General features: G+C 60.8%; 15 protein-coding genes and 1 pseudogene. 15 read left to right on the top strand and 1 reads right to left on the bottom strand.

Going from position 1 to position 17,248, the window contains the following annotated elements:
- Positions 1 to 23: 23 nt before the first annotated feature.
- The 14 genes and pseudogenes from AB2N04_RS02140 to AB2N04_RS02075 all read left to right on the top strand — a co-directional run bounded on the left by AB2N04_RS02140 (position 24) and on the right by AB2N04_RS02075 (position 15,246).
- A complete protein-coding gene (locus tag AB2N04_RS02140) occupies positions 24 to 1,541 on the top strand; it encodes an aldehyde dehydrogenase (NADP(+)) (protein WP_367716733.1) in 1,518 nt (505 codons plus the stop codon).
- A gap of 221 nt (positions 1,542 to 1,762) precedes the next feature.
- Positions 1,763 to 2,824, top strand: coding sequence for a TRAP transporter substrate-binding protein DctP (dctP, locus tag AB2N04_RS02135; protein ID WP_367716731.1), 1,062 nt, complete (start codon positions 1,763 to 1,765; stop codon positions 2,822 to 2,824).
- Positions 2,825 to 2,841: 17 nt separating this feature from the next.
- Complete coding sequence (locus tag AB2N04_RS02130) at positions 2,842 to 3,363, top strand: TRAP transporter small permease subunit (protein ID WP_367716730.1); 522 nt, start codon at positions 2,842 to 2,844, stop codon at positions 3,361 to 3,363.
- 1 nt (position 3,364) lies between these two features.
- Entirely contained in the window at positions 3,365 to 4,678 is a 1,314-nt protein-coding gene (locus AB2N04_RS02125) for a TRAP transporter large permease subunit (protein ID WP_367716729.1), read from the top strand.
- A gap of 438 nt (positions 4,679 to 5,116) precedes the next feature.
- Positions 5,117 to 5,599 carry a DUF411 domain-containing protein gene (locus tag AB2N04_RS02120; protein WP_367716727.1) on the top strand — a complete coding sequence of 161 codons (483 nt, stop codon included), beginning with the start codon at positions 5,117 to 5,119 and terminating at the stop codon, positions 5,597 to 5,599.
- Positions 5,600 to 5,912: 313 nt separating this feature from the next.
- The gene (locus tag AB2N04_RS02115) at positions 5,913 to 7,499 is read left to right on the top strand and encodes a peptide ABC transporter substrate-binding protein (RefSeq protein ID WP_367716725.1); all 1,587 of its coding nucleotides are present in this window, start codon (positions 5,913 to 5,915) and stop codon (positions 7,497 to 7,499) included.
- 72 nt (positions 7,500 to 7,571) lie between these two features.
- Complete coding sequence (gene oppB, locus AB2N04_RS02110; protein ID WP_367716723.1) at positions 7,572 to 8,489, top strand: oligopeptide ABC transporter permease OppB; 918 nt, start codon at positions 7,572 to 7,574, stop codon at positions 8,487 to 8,489.
- On the top strand, positions 8,482 to 9,624 hold the full coding sequence (locus tag AB2N04_RS02105; protein WP_367716721.1) for an ABC transporter permease: 1,143 nt from the start codon (positions 8,482 to 8,484) through the stop codon (positions 9,622 to 9,624). The genes oppB and AB2N04_RS02105 overlap by 8 nt, the downstream gene beginning before the upstream one ends.
- A gap of 1 nt (position 9,625) precedes the next feature.
- A pseudogene (locus AB2N04_RS02100) lies at positions 9,626 to 11,267 on the top strand (ABC transporter ATP-binding protein).
- A 217-nt stretch (positions 11,268 to 11,484) separates the two neighbouring features.
- The gene (locus tag AB2N04_RS02095) at positions 11,485 to 11,706 is read left to right on the top strand and encodes a hypothetical protein (protein ID WP_367716719.1); all 222 of its coding nucleotides are present in this window, start codon (positions 11,485 to 11,487) and stop codon (positions 11,704 to 11,706) included.
- A 306-nt stretch (positions 11,707 to 12,012) separates the two neighbouring features.
- Positions 12,013 to 12,825, top strand: coding sequence for a TRAP transporter substrate-binding protein DctP (gene dctP, locus AB2N04_RS02090; protein ID WP_367716717.1), 813 nt, complete (start codon positions 12,013 to 12,015; stop codon positions 12,823 to 12,825).
- An 83-nt stretch (positions 12,826 to 12,908) separates the two neighbouring features.
- Positions 12,909 to 13,499 (top strand): TRAP transporter small permease, encoded by a 591-nt coding sequence (locus AB2N04_RS02085; protein WP_367716715.1) that lies wholly within the window; start codon positions 12,909 to 12,911, stop codon positions 13,497 to 13,499.
- A gap of 15 nt (positions 13,500 to 13,514) precedes the next feature.
- Positions 13,515 to 14,798: a TRAP transporter large permease gene (locus AB2N04_RS02080; protein WP_367716713.1), complete on the top strand. Its 1,284-nt coding sequence runs from the start codon at positions 13,515 to 13,517 to the stop codon at positions 14,796 to 14,798.
- Positions 14,799 to 14,808: 10 nt separating this feature from the next.
- A complete protein-coding gene (locus AB2N04_RS02075) occupies positions 14,809 to 15,246 on the top strand; it encodes a universal stress protein (RefSeq protein ID WP_367716712.1) in 438 nt (145 codons plus the stop codon).
- A gap of 102 nt (positions 15,247 to 15,348) precedes the next feature.
- Here AB2N04_RS02075 and AB2N04_RS02070 read toward each other — a convergent pair whose 3' ends face one another.
- On the bottom strand, positions 15,349 to 15,528 hold the full coding sequence (locus AB2N04_RS02070) for a hypothetical protein (RefSeq protein ID WP_367716710.1): 180 nt from the start codon (positions 15,526 to 15,528) through the stop codon (positions 15,349 to 15,351).
- Positions 15,529 to 15,689: 161 nt separating this feature from the next.
- Between AB2N04_RS02070 and AB2N04_RS02065 the strand changes: the two genes are divergently transcribed.
- Positions 15,690 to 16,610 carry a LysR family transcriptional regulator gene (locus tag AB2N04_RS02065; protein WP_367716708.1) on the top strand — a complete coding sequence of 307 codons (921 nt, stop codon included), beginning with the start codon at positions 15,690 to 15,692 and terminating at the stop codon, positions 16,608 to 16,610.
- Positions 16,611 to 17,248 lie beyond the last annotated feature (638 nt).

Raw genomic sequence — 17,248 nt, 5'->3', positions numbered from 1 at the left:
CGCAAAGCAAAAGGAGGGAGCGCATGCCCGTCGCACCTCATGGAAGACACCTTATCGCCGGCGAATGGGTTGCAGGCAGCAAGACCTTCGAAACTTCACCGGCGGATGGTCCAGCGCACCGTTTTGCGGTGGGCACTGCGGAGCATGTCGACGTCGCGGTAAGGGCTGCCGAGGCGGCGTTCGAGGTTTATGCGGGCTGCTCCCGTGAGGAACGCGCCCGGTTCCTCGAAACCATCGCTGACGAAATCGAAGTCCGGGGTGCCGATATTACCGAGATCGGCACACAGGAGACGGGCCTTCCGGCAGCACGCCTTGACGGAGAGCGCGGACGCACCTGCGGCCAGCTTCGCCTGTTCGCAAACCATATTCGAAAGGGGGATTATCTCGACCGACGCCATGACAAGGCCATGCCGGACCGTCAGCCCGCCCCCCGGCCCGAACTGGTCATGGTGCAGCGTCCCATCGGCCCGGTCGCCGTGTTCGGCGCGTCCAATTTCCCGCTCGCATTCTCCACCGCCGGTGGGGACACAGCTGCCGCTCTGGCGGCTGGCTGCCCGGTGGTGGTCAAGGGCCACGAAGCGCATCCGGGAACCGGTGAGATCGTCGCGGAGGCGATCAGGGCGGCCATCGAGAAATGCGACATGCCGGTCGGCGTGTTCTCGCTTGTTCAGGGCGGTGACCGCAGCGTGGGACAGGCACTCGTTCAGCACCCGCTGATCAAGGCGGTCGGCTTTACCGGTAGCCTTGCAGGTGGCCGCGCTCTGTTCGATCTCTGTGCTGCACGGCCAGAGCCGATCCCGTTTTTCGGCGAGCTGGGATCCGTCAATCCAATGTTGGTTCTTCCCAGGGCACTCGAAGCGCGAGGCGAGGAAATCGGGCGCGGCTGGGCTGCCTCGCTCACCATGGGAGCGGGGCAGTTCTGCACCAATCCCGGCATCGCGGTAGCGATTGATGGCGAGGCGACCGATCGATTTGTTCAGGCGGCTGCTGAAGCGCTGAAGCAGGTAGATGCACAGGTCATGCTGACCGATGGCATCGCAAGGTCTTTCAATGCCGGACGCGAAATGATCGCGCAAAGCGATGCAGTGCGCCCCGTCATGGTGGCCGAGGCGGAGGGGCGCCAGGCTTCCCCCGCGCTTTTCGAGACCTCAGCGGCGAACTTCCTGGAAAATCCGCAATTGCATCATGAGGTCTTCGGACCGCTCGGGCTGTTGGTCCGTGCCGCTTCCGCGAAAGAGATTGAGGCCATCGCCCGCGCGCTTGAAGGGCAGCTTACCGTGACGCTTCAGATGGACGATGCCGACATTGCCGTGGCCCAGGCCCTGCGGCCCGTTCTGGAGCGCAAGGCGGGCAGGCTGCTCGTGAACGGCTTCCCGACGGGGGTCGAGGTGGTCGATTCCATGGTTCACGGAGGGCCTTATCCGGCAAGCACGAATTTTGGCGCCACCAGCGTCGGGACGCTGTCGATCAGGCGTTTCCTGCGTCCGGTCTGCTACCAGAACATGCCAGCGGCGCTTCTGCCGGAGGATGCGCGAGACTGATCCTACGGCACCGACTCTGAAACAGTGGTCAGGCGTGGCACGCGGTGAGGCGCGCCGCGCCTTTCCTTTTGGGCGGGCGGTCCGACCGCGAAAAAGGCGCAAAGCCGCTTAAAAGATTTAATTATTTTTTTTGTCGACATGAAGAATGAGCGATGTATAAATTTTGAGTGCATCCCGGACGGGTTCACCGGGTAATTAAAAATATAATTGGAGGAGTTGAGATGTTTCTCAGCCTGAAACGATTGGCCCTGGTCGGGGCCGTGGCGTTTGCAGCGTTTGGTGCGCAGGCGCAGGAAGTGACCTGGCGTGTTCCGACATCCGTGCCGGAGGGGTCTCCGTTTTACGTCAATTTCCTTGAGCGCTTTGCTGACAATGTGGATCTCCTGACCGATGGTGCTGTCGAGATCCAGCCCTTTGGCGCGGGTATCCTTGTACCGGCGCTGCAGGTCTATGACGGCGTCAAGGACGGCATTGTCGAGGCCGGTCATTCGACCCCGAGCTACCTGGTCAATCAGGATCCGGTGAACGCGATCTTTGCCGGATTCCCGGGCGGTATGGGGCCCGAGGCCTATTCCACGTGGATCTTTGAAGAGGGTGGCAAGGAAAAGCTCGCCGAGATCCGTGCCGAAGAAGGCCTGAAGTCGCTCGTTGTGGGCATCGGCTCATCCGAGATCATGGCGCACGCCAACAAGCCGATTAAAAGCGCAGCCGACCTCAAGGGGCTGAAATACCGCACATCCGGCCCCTGGGCCGAGGTAATGCGCGACTATTTCGAAGCGGTGCCGACCGTTGTGCCCCCGGGCGAAATCTACACACTGCTGGAGCGCAAGGGCGTCGATGCGATTGAATGGGGCCCGCCCTCAGGCAATCTGCCGGAAGGCTTCCACGAGGCGGCCCCCTATATCGTCGTGCCGGGCGTTCATCAGCCCACCTTCCTGTGGGAAGTCGTGGTCAAGCAGGAAACCTGGGAGGCACTAGACGAGGCACTCAGGGCGAAGATCGAGGCAGCCGCCGAGCTGACCACGCTTCAGTCGCTGATCCACTTCTACGATCAGGACATGAAGGCGATGGAGACGCTGCGCGCCAGCAAGGCCGAGGTGATCGAGCTCGATGCTGCCTTCCAGAAAGAGCTGTCCGATGCGGGCCGCGACTGGATCAAGAAAACGGCCGAGGCCCAGAAGGCCGAGGGCAAGCCCCGCATGGCCGAAATCCTTGAGGGCTATCTTGCCTATGAGGATCGCTGGGTCGAGCAGAGCGGTTATCTCATCCGCAACGAAAAGTAAGCCGGCGGGAGGCGATCTTGAAACATGCTCTCCTCGCGGTCGCGGATCGAATTTCAGCAGGTCTGAACATCGTCGCGCAGGCGATGGTGCTGATCCTGATCGCCTCCATGCTCTATGAAGTGGTGGCGCGCTACATCTTCGGCGCGCCGACACTCTGGGCCTTCGACATCGCTTATATGAGCACCGGTGTGCTCTTCGTTCTAGGCGCGGCGCAGGCCCTGCGCGAAGACGCTCACGTACGGATCGACTTCCTCTCGTCTCGGATGCCCAAACGGGTGCGCGGTGCGATCGACGGTCTGGCCTTTCTCGTCGTCCTCTTTCCGGTCTTCGTGTGGCTTGCATCCATTGCCGGCCAACGCGCCTGGCGTGCCTGGATGACCGGGGAGGTGGAGCATGTCAGCCCATGGGCGCCCCTGATGTGGCCCTTCTACAGTGCGCTGGCAATTGGCCTTTCGGCGCTGGCTCTCCAGCTGCTTGCCGAAGGGCTGCGCGCTCTCACCGAACCGCGCGACGACGACACCTTCAGGATCGAGACCTGACATGCTCATTGCAGGATTGATGTTTCCGGCGCTGTTCGCGCTGATCCTTCTGGGATTGCCGATCGCGTTTTCACTCACCATCGTCGCGGTTGGTGCAGGGCTCGCAGCCTTTGGCTCCGTCGCGTTCAACCAGCTCTACGGCTCCTTCTATTCGGCATCGACGAACTTCATTCTCTCGGCGATTCCGATGTTCATCCTGATGGGCGCGCTGCTCGAACGCTCCGGCATTGCCGAGCGGCTTTTCCGGGTGATGAACCTGTGGCTTTCGCGCCTGCCCGGCGGGCTTGCGCTGGCGACCATCGCCATGGGCGCGATCTTCGCCGCCGCCGCGGGTGTGGTCGGCGCGGTGGAAGTGATGATCGGCATGATGGCCATCCCGGCAATGCAGAAGGCGCGCTACGGCAACACGCTGATTGCCGGCACGATCTGCGCCGGTGGATCGCTGGGCACGATGATCCCGCCCTCCGTCATTGCCGTGATGTATGCCTCGCTTGCCCAGATGTCGGTGGGCAAGCTGCTCGCCGGCATGATGCTGCCTGGCCTGCTGATGGTTGTGCTGTTTCTGGCCTACATCTTCATCCACGGCCTGCTCTACCCGGCAAAACCCGATGACAACGATCCGGCCGAGGAGCCGGTGGAACTGGCCGAGAAATTGCGCCTCACGGCCACCGTTCTTCTGCCGGTCGTGCTTCTGATCGTTGCCGTCCTCGGGTCGATCCTGGCCGGCATCGCTTCACCGACGGAGGCAGCCGCCGTGGGTGCTGCCGGCGCGCTTGTGCTCTGCATTGTCAACCAGCGTTTCTCGATGGCGATGCTGCGGGAAACGTTGTCGATCACGGTGCGGATTTCCGCAATGATCCTGCTCATCGTTGCAGCCGGCACCATGTTCATGGGAGCCTTTGCTGCCAATGGTGGGGCGCGGCTTATCCGTGAGGTGATCGACGGTGCGGGGCTTGGTCCCACGGGCATGATCGTGTTTTTTCTTGCGGTCGTGTTCGTACTGGGCTTCGTGCTCGACTGGACGGCAAACGTGCTCATCTGCGTGCCGCTGTTCACCCCCTTCATCCGTGCCGCTGGCATTGATCCGGTGTGGTTTGCAACGCTGGTGCTCATTGTTATTCAGACAGGCTATCTGACGCCGCCCATGGCCTCGTCAATCTTCTATCTGAAATCGATCGCCCCGCCGAACATGACCTATGGCCAGATGTGCCGCGGCGTGTTGCCCTTCATCCTGCTGCAGGTCCTTACACTTCTGCTGGTCGTGACGTTTCCCGCGCTGGCAACATGGCTGCCCGACAGGATAGTCGGCTTCTGAGGCGGGCGGTCTCGATGGATATTCTGCCCGAAGCGGTCTAAGGAATATCCATGCGAATGGCGCAAAGGCTCATCTTGGTCATCATCCTGTTCATTGCCGGGGCGCTCCCGGCAGTGGAAGGCAGGGCGTTGCAGGGCGCGGCCGTGGCCGGCCCCGCCGGCGGCTGTGGATGCGATGGGGCAACACAAGGTCATGCAGTGCTGTGTCACCCATGATGACGGCCTCCCGGACAGGGCGTCGAGCTGTGTGACAGACTGCCACTACCTGCCCTCGATCCACATCGCCTGTTTCCCGTCGTCGGTCTCGCCGTATGCGCCGGGCCCACGCAGTTCACCCCACGATCCGGTCATGGCTGGCCTGTTTCGCCCACCGATCAGACTTTGAGGCAGGTTTCTCCAACCTTTCCAGACACTGATCACAAATCACACAGGGTGAAACATGACATTCAAACACAAATTCAGCCGGGCCGCCGGCGCAGCCATTGCACTCCTTGCGACGCTTGCAACAGCACATGCGGCGGCAGGCGACGACAGGTCCATGACGGTTTTCAAGACGCCTTATTGCGGCTGCTGCGAGCTCTGGGCAGACGCCATGGAGCGGGCCGGATTCCACATCAAGACGGTGGATCTGGAAGACCTTTCCACCATCAAGAAACAGGCAGGCGTCTCGGCAGAAATGGAATCCTGTCACACCGCAGTCATCGACGGCGACCGGAAATATGTGCTGGAGGGGCATGTGCCGCTTGAGGCGCTAGAAAAGCTTCTTACCGAGCGGCCCGACATCAGGGGGATCGCCGTTCCGGGAATGCCTGTCGGATCCCTCGGGATGGGGGACGACCCGGCAGCACGCTACACCGTCTATTCAATCGGCAACGCGGCGCAAGAAAAACCGTCGGTGTTTTTCGAAGCCGGCGTTGACTGACTACAGTCGCTGAAGGCCTGATCCCGTCGGCCTTCAATTAAGGCATCGCGCATGGCAGTCGTCATGCGCGGTGCAGGCAATGAATACATTCCCTCGCTTTTCAACCGACCCCGGCCGCCGGGCTCAACCCATTGGTCGGAAAGCAATTATGTTTCTAAGGACAGTGCATCCTGACGGGGATTGTTGCGCAATTCTTGCAACCTTGGGAAAAGTGTCCCGAAAGCGTTTGACGTATACGGCATTTCATTGCCAAATGCCGCTTCTCTCATCCATCGAATGGATGACAGGCAAGCAAAAAATGGGAGTGCGGGAAATGTTGAAATCCCTGATACGGCCGCTGCTCGCGGGCACGATTCTTCTCTCTTCGGCCATGGCAGCGTCGGCTGTCACCTATGTGCGCGCCAATGATGGCGATCCGGAGACGCTCGATCAGCACAAGACGTCCACTGTCGTTGAGGCGCATCTTCTGCGCGATCTCTATGAAGGTCTCGTCGTCTATGATGCAAGCGCCAAGATCATCCCCGGCGTGGCGGAAGAATGGACCATCTCCGACGATGGCACCGTCTACACCTTCAATCTGCGTGAAGATGCCAAATGGTCGAATGGCGACCCGGTCGTGGCCGAGGATTTTGTTTTCTCTCTGCGTCGCATCATGATGCCGGATACGGGGGCGAAATACGCCAACATTCTCTACCCGATCAAGAATGCAGAAGCGATCAACAAGGGTGAGGCGGAAGCCGATCAGCTTGGCGTCAAGGCGGTGGATGAGCGCACGCTCGAAATCACGCTCGAACAGCCGACCCCCTACTTCCTTGAGCTCCTGACCCACCAGACCGGCCTGCCGGTGAACCCCAAGGCGGTGGAAGCGCATGGCACCGATTTCGTCGCGCCTGAAAACATCGTCACCAACGGCGCCTACACGCTCGTATCCTTCCAGCCGGGCGACAAGATCGTCATGGAGAAGAACGAGAACTTCCATGACGCCGACAGCGTACAGATCGACCGGATCGAGTATCTGCCGATCGAGGACCGTGCCACCTGCGTGCGCCGTTTCGAGGCTGGTGAAGTGCATAGCTGCTCCGACCTGCCAACCGAACAGATCAAGTCGCTCAAGGAGCGTCTTGGCGATCAGGTTCGCATCACGCCCTATCTCGGTACTTACTACTACGCGCTCAATATGAAGCGCGAGGCGCTGGCCGATTCAAACGTGCGTCAGGCGCTGGCCATGGCCATCGACCGCGAATTCCTGGGCGATGAGATCTGGGCCGGCTCCATGCTTCCGGCCTATTCGCTGGTTCCGCCCGGCATCGGCAACTATGAAGGCGGCGGCGCGCAGGCCGACTGGGCCGATATGTCCCCGCTCGACCGCGAGGACAAGGCGATCGAGCTGATGAAGGAGGCCGGTTACGGTGAAGACAATCCGCTGACCATCGAGCTGGCCTACAACAACTCCGAGAACCACAAGAACACGGCGACCGCGATTGCCGACATGTGGAAGCCGCTCGGCGTCGATGTCAAATTCAATGTTCGCGACCTGTCCGCACACTATGCGAACCTGCGCGATCAGAAGGATTTCGACGTGGCGCGCGCCGGCTGGATCGGCGATTACTCCGACCCGCAGAACTTCCTGTTCCTGGTCGAGAGCGACAACACCGGTTTCAACTACGCCCAGTATGAGAACCCGGAATATGACGCACTGATGGACAAGGCCGCTGCCGAGACCGATCTGGTCAAGCGCGCCGAGATCCTGCGTGAAGCAGAAGCGATGTTCCTGGCAGACATGCCCTACATTCCGCTTCTCTTCTATTCGTCCCTTTCGCTGGTGTCGTCCAAACTCAATGGTTGGGAAGACAACATCCAGAATGTTCATGGGACGCGCTTCATGAGCATCAGCGAGTAACAACAGTGTTCCGTACCGCCCGGACCTTCAGAGAGGCCGGGCGGTATCGAACCAGCATGAGAGTTGGTAGCGATGCTCGGTTATGCCGTGCGCCGTCTTCTGGGCGCTATCCCGACCCTGTTCCTGATCATCACATTCGCCTTCTTCCTGATGCGCGTTGCGCCGGGTGGTCCCTTCGACCGCGAGCGCACGCTGGAAGCCAAGGTCCTGGAAAACCTCAATCGCGTTTTCCACCTCGATAAGCCTCTGTGGGAACAGTATTTCTATTATCTCGGCAATCTCCTTCGCGGCGATCTCGGTCCGAGTTTCATTTATCGCGATTTCTCCGTTCAGCAACTGATCGGCAACGGTCTGCCCGTGTCCATTCAGCTTGGTGGCATGGCGCTTCTTGTTGCGCTGCTGATCGGCTGCGTGCTTGGCAGCATTGCCGCGTTGCGGCAGAATTCATGGGTCGATTACTCGGTCATCGCGGTGGCCACATTCGGCATCACCGTGCCGAACTTCGTGGTCGCCCCGCTTCTGTCGCTCATTTTCGGCGTCTGGCTCAGCCTGCTGCCGGCCGGCGGCTGGAACAGTCCGGAATCCATGGTGCTTCCCGTCATCACGCTTGCCCTGCCGCAGGTGGCCATCATTGCCCGCCTTATCCGCGGCTCAATGATCGAGGCGTTGCGATCCGATCATGTGCGCACCGCGCGCGCCTATGGCCTGCCGCAGCGCATGATCGTCATCGTGCATGCACTCCGGGCAGCCTGCCTGCCGGTGATCTCCTATCTGGGACCTGCCGCGGCAGCTCTGCTGACCGGCTCGGTGGTGGTGGAAACCATCTTCGGTCTGCCGGGCATTGGCCGTTATTTCGTTCAGGGTGCGCTCAACCGCGATTACACGCTGGTTATGGGCACCGTCATCATCATCGCCGTCTTCGTGGTGATCTTCAATCTGATCGTCGATCTCCTCTATGCGGCGCTGGACCCGAGAGTGCGTTATGACTGACATCGCAACCGGCCAAATACCCCCTGAGGGCGAGCTGCCGTCCACGAAGAGCCGCTCGCTCTGGGAGACGGCCTTCATGCGGCTGCGCAGAAACCGCGCCGCCATGGCCAGCCTGTTCATCCTGATCCTATTTATCTTCGCAGGCATTTTCGGCCCGATGCTGGCGCCGCATCCCTATGCACGCGTCTATTCGGATTTCGTGAAAGTGCCGGCCAGCCTGGAAGCCTATCCGCGTCAGACAGAGATCGTGCCGCTGGCCGAATCCGCGCTTTCACGGGCGCGGCTGGAGACAGGCTCCATCGAGCTCGATGGAAACACGGTGCGCATTGAGGCAACGTCACGCCGCGAGATCGATCCGCGCGTGACGCGCTATCTCGACCGCTCCGACCTGTTCTCCAATGCAAGGATCGTGGATCAGGCCGAGGACAAGAAATCGATCGTGATGGAGGCGGACGTGCAGCGTCTGCGCTTCATATTCGGTACGGATGCAAATGGGCGGGATCTGTTTGCGCGCGTGCTGATCTCGATCCGCATATCGCTGATGATCGGGGCTCTCGCCACCGGTGTGGCGCTGTTGATCGGCGTGATCTATGGAGCCACTGCCGGTTTTCTCGGCGGGCGCATCGACAACCTCATGATGCGTATCGTCGATATTCTGTACTCGCTGCCGTTCACCTTCTTCGCCATTCTGCTGGTGGTGTTTTTCGGGCGAAACGTGGTTCTGATGTTCATTGCGGTCGGTGCCGTCGAGTGGCTGGACATGGCGCGCATCGTGCGCGGCCAGACCATCGCGCTGAGAAGGCGCGAGTTCGTCCAGGCGGCAGAGGCGCTGGGCGTCGGCTCAAGCGGGATACTCAAGCGGCACATCATTCCCAACACGCTCGGCCCGGTGATCATCTATATGACGCTGCTTGTGCCCAAGGTGATCCTTCTGGAGAGCTTCCTCTCCTTCCTCGGCCTTGGCGTGCAGGAGCCGCTCACCAGCCTTGGCGTGCTGATATCGGAAGGCGCGCGCAACATGCGTGGCGCCGCCTATATGCTGCTCTATCCTTCTCTGGCGCTGACCGCGCTCCTCTTTGCGCTCAACTTCCTCGGCGATGGCCTGCGCGACGCGCTCGATCCGAAGGACCGCTGACATGACGAAGCAGAACGAAGAACGCATCTTCGACATAAGCGATATTCGCGTCACCTTCGACACGCCCGACGGTGCGGTCGAGGCGGTGCGCGGCGTCAACATGCATGTGAACGCCGGTGAAACCGTCGCCGTGGTGGGCGAATCGGGGTCTGGCAAGAGCCAGATCATGATGGCGGCCATGGGGCTTCTGGCCAACAATGGCTCCGCTTCCGGCTCCGTGACCTATCGCGGGCAGGAGCTTATCGGCCTGCCGCGGGCGAAGCTCAACAGGATCCGCGGCGCCAGGATCACCATGATCTTTCAGGAGCCGATGACCTCGCTCGATCCGCTCTACACGATCGAGCGACAGATCTGCGAGCCGATCCGGGTGCATGGCGGTCTTTCCGCCTCGGAGGCGCGTAAACGTGCGCTGGAGCTTCTGAAGCTCGTCCACATACCCGATCCCGAGCGACGGCTGAAATCCTATCCGCACGAAATGTCCGGCGGTCAGCGCCAGCGTGTGATGATCGCCATGGCGCTCGCCAATGATCCTGACCTGCTGATCGCCGACGAGCCGACAACGGCGCTGGATGTCACCATCCAGGCGGAGATCCTCGGTCTCCTGGCCGAGCTTCAGAAGAAGCTGGGCATGGCAATTCTGTTCATCACCCACGACCTCGGCATCGTGGAAGCCTTTGCCGACCGGGTTTATGTGATGCAGAAGGGGCTCGTGGTGGAGACGGGCGCGACGGATGATATCTTCCAGCGCCCGCAGAAGGACTACACGAAAATGCTCCTGGGCGCGGAGCCGGAGGGTCACAAGCCGCCGGTGGGTGACGATCAGCCGATCCTGCTCGATGCGCGCGATGTTTGCGTGACCTTCGCGGTCAAGGGGGGCTTTCTGTCCGGGCCGGGCTATGAGCTGAAGGCAGTGCAGAATGTGGGCCTGACACTGCGCGCCGGGCAGACAATCGGCATTGTCGGCGAATCGGGATCGGGCAAATCAACGCTGGGTCGCGCGCTTCTGCAACTGCTGCCGTCCGAAGGGCGGGTTGTCTATCAGGGCACGCCGATCCAGGGGTTCGACCGCGCGGCCATGCGGCCCTACCGGCGCAATCTGCAGATGGTTTTTCAGGACCCATACGGGTCGCTCAGCCCGCGCATGACGGTGGGCGAGATCATCACCGAGGGGCTTCTGGTGCATGAGCCGGGGCCTGTCCGCCCGCGAGCGCGACAGGCGTGCCATCCAGGCATTGGAGGAGGTCGGGCTCGATCCGTCCATGCGAAACCGTTTCCCGCACGAATTCTCAGGCGGACAGCGGCAGCGCATCGCCATCGCCCGTGCCGTGATCCTAAAACCCACGGTGATCGTGCTCGACGAGCCGACCTCGGCCCTGGACCGCTCGGTGCAAAAGCAGATCATCACCCTGCTGCGCCGTATCCAGGCGAGCCACAATCTATCGTTCATTTTCATCAGCCACGATCTGTCGGTTGTGAAGGCGCTTTCCGATTATGCGATCGTGATGCGGTCCGGCCAGGTGGTGGAAGAGGGGCCGACCAGTGAGGTTTTTGACAATCCACAGAGCGATTACACGAAGGATCTGATGGAAGCAGCCTTTAATCTTCGCGAAGTGCTGCAGCGTCAGGCACAGGCTCGCGCCTAGTATTCAGACCGGCCCGCCCGCGCGAATGCGGGCGGTTCGGCGCCCTTCCCTTCACGAAACTTTGCTGCCGAAAACAAATGGTTCCGTGCCCCGTGGAACTTTATTCGGCCCCGATCGTTTTCAACATGGAAACAATCGATTGGACAATCGATTGACTCTACGGCCCGTCTGTTTACGCTGGCCGGGTCGTATGACGACAGGGAGCAAGGAGGGGCGTTTGAGCGCACCCGACATGATCGGTACGAACGGAGAAGCCATGCCCGCGCGGCGTGGCAGTCTGCGTTCGTTCTGCTGGCAGCAGGCATTTGCCGCCACGATCATGAGTGCCGCATCCTTTCCCCTGCTTCTCGGGCGCAGCAAGAAGCGCCGCCGTAGATTTCCGGCAAAAGCGCGTTTGCGCGGCATAGCGACCGTACCGGGCTGGTTTCCTGCCAGTTGATGGCGCTCGCTTGAATTTGTTGGCCCGCCGCCAGAAACGGAATGGGGCTTTGTTGTTATTGCCGAAATCAGTTTGTTAAATGACCAGAGGAGAACAGAATGCGTTCCATCAAATCCCGCTTAATGGCAGGTCTTGCCAGCACCGCGATCGTGCTCGCAGGCGCCGTTGCAGCTCAGGCGGATACCTGGAAATACGCTTTCGAAGAAGCGATGACGGACGTTCAGGGCGTCTACGCCCAGAAGTTCAAGGAAGAGGTCGAGGCCAATTCCGACCACGAGATTCAGCTCTTCCCGTTCGGTACGCTGGGTGAATCCGCTGACATCATGGAGCAGGCCCCAGGCCGGCATCCTGCAGTTCGTCGACCAGTCGCCCGGCTTTACCGGCGCGCTTATCCCGGAGGCACAGGTCTTCTTCGTTCCCTACCTGCTTCCGGCCAAGTCGGAAGAGCTGGGTGAGTTCTTCCGCAATTCCAAGGCCATCAACGAGATGTTCCCCGAGCTTTATGCAGAGCAGGGCCTCGAGCTTCTCAAGATGTTCCCCGAGGGCGAAGTGGTGATGAACACCAAGGACCCGGTGGAGAAGCCCGAGGACCTCAACGAGGTGAAATTCCGCGTCATGACCAACCCGCTTCTGGTGGAAAGCTACAAGGCATTCGGTGCGACACCGACGCCGCTTCCCTGGGGCGAGGTCTATGGCGGTCTCCAGACCAACATCATTCAGGGACAGGAAAACCCGCTCTTCTGGGTCGAGTCCACGAAGATGTATGAGGTGACCGGCGCGATCACACTCACCGGCCATAACAACTTCACCACCGCCGTGATGGCCAACAAAGACTTCTATGATGGCCTGAGCGACGAGGACAAAAAGGTCGTTCAGGATGCTGCCGATGCGGCGTTCGAGCACATCCTCGAATACCAGAAGGGCCTGAGCGAAGAGTCGCTTGCCAAGATCAAGGAAGCCAAGCCCGAGATGACCATCAGCGACCTCACCGAAGAGCAGCGCGCTCCCTTCAAGGAAGCGGCCGCCCAGGTGGAAGCGAAGTTCATCGAGATGACGGGCGACAGCGGCAAGAAGATCCTTGACCAGATGAAGGAAGACCTGAAGGCGGCGACGCAATAATCCGCTGCCTTGAGCAATAATAAGCTGGACCCTGCGGCCTCTTCCGGTCGCGGGGTTCCGTCATCTCATTGAGGGGAATGTAGATGGGCAGTGAAGACGAAAAATCTGACCCGCACAGCGAAAAATACGAATCCACACTGCCCGGCGTGATCGGCATGTTCGACAATGCCATCAGTCGCATAGAATCGATTATGCTTGCGCTCGGCGTGATGCTCATGGCGGTCAACACGATCGCCAATGTGGTCAGCCGCGCGATCGGCAGCACGATCTTCTTTTCCGAGGAACTCAACCGCATCCTCATCATCCTGATCACCTTTGCCGGCATCGGCTATGCCGCCCGCCACGGCCGTCACATCCGCATGTCGGCGCTCTACGATGCGCTGCCCGGCAAAACGCGCAAGGTGCTGATGATTGTCATTACGGTGATCACCGCGCTGACCATGTTCGCGCTCTGCTATTTCGCCATCGGCTATATCGCCAAGGTGGCCAAGTCCGGCCGTGTTCTTTCGGCCATGCAGATCCCCGTCTACTGGATCTATCTCTGGGTCCCCGTCGGGTTCTTCATCACCGGTGTCCAATATGCGCTCACCGCGCTGAAGAACGTCGTCCAGAAGGACATTTATCTCTCCACGCATGTCCTGGAGGGATACGAAGAAGACGAAATCGAGATCTGACCGGGGCCAGCGACCATGACACTCAAAATCTCCACCATCATGATCGTGTTGCTGCTCTTCGGCTTCCCGATGATGATTCCGCTCATTCTTGGCGCGGGCTACGGCTTCTATGGCCTGTTCGGCGGTTTCGACCGCATGGACTTCATGGTTCAGCAGATGCTGGCCGGCATTCGCCCGGCGTCGCTGATTGCCGTGCCCATGTTCATCCTCGCCGCCGACATCATGACCCGCGGCCAGTCGGCCGATCGTCTGATCGACATGGTCATGAAGTTCATCGGCCACATCAAGGGCGGCCTGGCCGTCTCCACCGCCACGGCGTGCACGCTGTTTGGCGCGGTGTCCGGCTCCACGCAGGCCACGGTGGTTGCCGTGGGTTCGCCGCTGCGTCCGCGCATGCTGAAGGCCGGCTACAACGATTCCTTCGTTCTGGCGCTCATCATCAACGCCAGTGACATCGCCTTCCTGATCCCGCCTTCCATCGGCATGATCATCTATGGTGTCGTCTCCAAGACCTCGATCGCCGAGCTGTTCATCGCCGGCATCGGGCCCGGGCTTCTGCTCCTGGTTCTGTTCTCGGCCTATTGCATCATCTATGCGATCGTGAAGGGCGTGCCGACCGAGCCGAAGGCACCATGGGGCGAGCGCGTGGCGGCGGTGCGTGCGGCCATCTGGCCACTGTTCTTTCCGGTCATCATCGTTGGCGGCATTTATGGCGGCATCGTCAGCCCCACCGAGGCGGCGGCCATCTGCGTGGCCTATGCGCTGTTTCTGGAACTGGTGATCTTCCGCTCGCTGAGCGTGGCCGACATCTACAAGATCTCCAAATCCACCGGCCTCATCACCGCCGTGGTGTTCATTCTCGTCGCTGCCGGCACGGCCTTTTCATGGGTCATTTCCTTCGCCCAGATTCCACAGCAGATTCTGGGATCCATCGGCATCGACGAGATGGGGCCGAAAATGGTGCTCGCCGTCATCTCGATCGCCTTCTTCGTCGGCTGCATGTTTGTCGATCCGATCGTGGTGATCCTGGTGCTGGTGCCGATCTTCGCGCCGGTGGTGGATTCGGTCGGCCTCGACAAGGTTCTGGTGGGCACGATCATCACGCTGCAGGTGGCCATCGGCTCGGCCACACCACCGTTCGGGTGTGATATCTTCACGGCCATAGCCATATTCAAGCGACCCTACATGGATGTGATACGGGGCATTCCGCCGTTCACGCTCATCCTGCTCGGCGTTTCCGCTGCGCTGATCTTCTTCCCGCAGATCGCGCTGTTCCTGCCCAGCCTGGCATTCGATTAGGAGAGACCCGATGTTCAAAAGGATACTCGTCCCGGTCGATGGCTCGGAAAACGCGCTGAAGGCGCTCAAGATCGGCGTTGAGATGCAGAAGACAACCGGCGCGGAGCTGATGACCCTCACCGTCTTCCGGCATCACAGCCTGCTTGAGGCGTCCATGTCCATGGTGCGGCCAGATGACCCGCAGAATCTGGACGATGCGATGCGCGACCACGCAAAGGAGATTGCCGACGCGGCAAAGAAGGCAGCGATTGAGCTGGGGGCGCAAGCCCCGCGCGCCTTCGTGAAAAGTGGTCAGCCGGCACGCACGATCGTGAAGTTCGCCAAAGAACGCGAAGTCGATCTGATCGTACTCGGTAGCCGCGGGCTTGGCGATCTGGAAGGCTATTTGCTGGGCAGCGTGTCACACAAGGTCACCAGCCTCGCCAATTGCCCGGTCCTGGTGGTGTGATCCGAAACCGGCTTAGAGATGCAATAAGGGCCGGATCCGCTATCGGGTCCGGCCCTTATTCATGGTGTTCGAGAGGCGTTTCGGCGCTCATGTCTGAAAGTATCAAACCGGGTCCGCTCCACCAATTGGCGGCGTGCCTGTCGGCCTGCGCCAGATAGTCCCCAACCGCGTGCCAAGTGCGGTCATGGCGTGCTTCAGCGCCGTGGAACGGGCCTTGTTCGCCTGCCGCGCATAGCGCTGCAATTCAGGGCTGGAACCAACGCCCACAGTGTAGTGTGACATCAGAACCTCCTTGAGAGGGTTAGCAATGTAGAGAGTCTGTAGCGCTGTGCTGCCGATTGTGGCCGATCAACCCATCGCTACACTTCCTATGTGGTCTCTTTCGTCGCCTTACACAATAGAAATTATTTTTCCCGTTGTGTGCGTTTGTGTTACACTAAGCCATGCGACATCGCCTGCCCAATCTCAATGCCGTCCGGGCGTTTGATGCGGCCGCGCGGCACCAGAGTTTCTCGCGTGCTGCGAAGGAGCTTGGCGTCACCCACGCCTCTGTCAGCCGTCATATAAAGAACCTTGAAGCCGATCTCGGCATGCCCCTTTTCGAGCGGCGGCACCGGCAAGTGGCGCTCACGCCGGGCGGGGCCCGCTATGCGGAAATCGTTGCCGATGCCTTGATGCTCATTTCGCTGGATACGGGCACCCGCGCCACACGAAACGCCAAGGGCAGGGTGGTGCTGGAATCGGATTCGGATCTGGCGGCCCTGTGGCTCATGCCCCTGCTCACGGACGAGGTTCTGGAAACGCTTGGCATCGAGCTCGAACTGCGGTCCTATCCCGAACCCCCACGCACAATTGCGCCTGACACGGATCTGGCGCTCACCTGGGGGCGGCTGGACGTGCCGGGTTATACGCGCGAACCGTTTCTGGACTTCACCATTTTCCCCGTTTGCGCGCCGGCGCGTGCCGAGCATGTGCGCACCCACGGGCTGATTGCCAACAAGCTGATCTATGATCGCGGCGTGAACACATGGGACGAGCTTTTGCGGCGGCAGGGCACCACACTCAGCGCCGCGGCGGGCCATCTCATTTTCCACCGCACGCAGCTTTGTCTGGAGGCGGCTGCACGCGGGCTCGGTGTGGCGCTTGGCGATGATGTCTCGGCTGCAGCCATGCTGCGCGACGGAAGGCTGGTGCGTCCGTGCGGTCCGTCGGTTGTCGGGCGCAACAGTTATTATCTCTCCTCCGTATCGCGTGGGCCTGTCAGCCCTTCGGCAATGGCGATGCGCACATGGCTGCTGGAGAAGGCGGCCGAACATGTGCGCTGGGCAGAAGAAGCAGGTTACGCGCTGCCGAAAGAAGGGTGATGGAACACGGGGGAGGGAGGCACGTACTCGTCATCCCGGCCGAGCGCAGCGCGAGCCGGGACCCATTGAGAGGCACGGCCGATCTCCACAGAAGGAGCCGGTGGCCCAACACGCGCCCGATGCAGAACCGGGCCGCGCTTCATGACAATCTTCCAGTGGGTCCCCGATAGCTTGCGGCTTCCGGGATGACGGGTTGGTGCATCTATCCGCCTTCGTCATCCCGGCCAGGCGAAGCGCGAGCCGGGACCCATTGAGAGGCGCGGCCCCTCTCCACAGCAAAGACCGGTAGCCCAACACGCGCCCGAAGCAGAACCGTGTTGCGCTCCAAGATAGTCTTCCAATGGGTCCCGGATAGCCTGCGGCTTCCGGGATGACGGGTTGGCGCGATCTATCCGCCTTCGTCATCCCGGCCAGGCGAAGCGCGAGCCGGGACCCATTGAGATGCGCGGCCGATCTCCGCAGAAGGAGCAGGTGGCCCAACCCGCGCCTGAAGCAGAACCGTGTTGCGCTCCAAGATAGTCTTCCAGTGGGTCCCGGATAGCCTGCGGCTTCCGGGAGGACGGGTTGGTGCATCTATCCGCCTTCGTCATCCCGGCCGAGCGCAGCGCGAGCCGGGACCCATTGAGGGGCGCGGCCCC

The sequence above is a fragment of the Nitratireductor sp. GISD-1A_MAKvit genome (genome assembly GCF_040819555.1).
Taxonomy (GTDB): Bacteria; Pseudomonadota; Alphaproteobacteria; order Rhizobiales; family Rhizobiaceae; genus Nitratireductor.
This window is presented reverse-complemented; position numbering and strand designations above follow the sequence as displayed.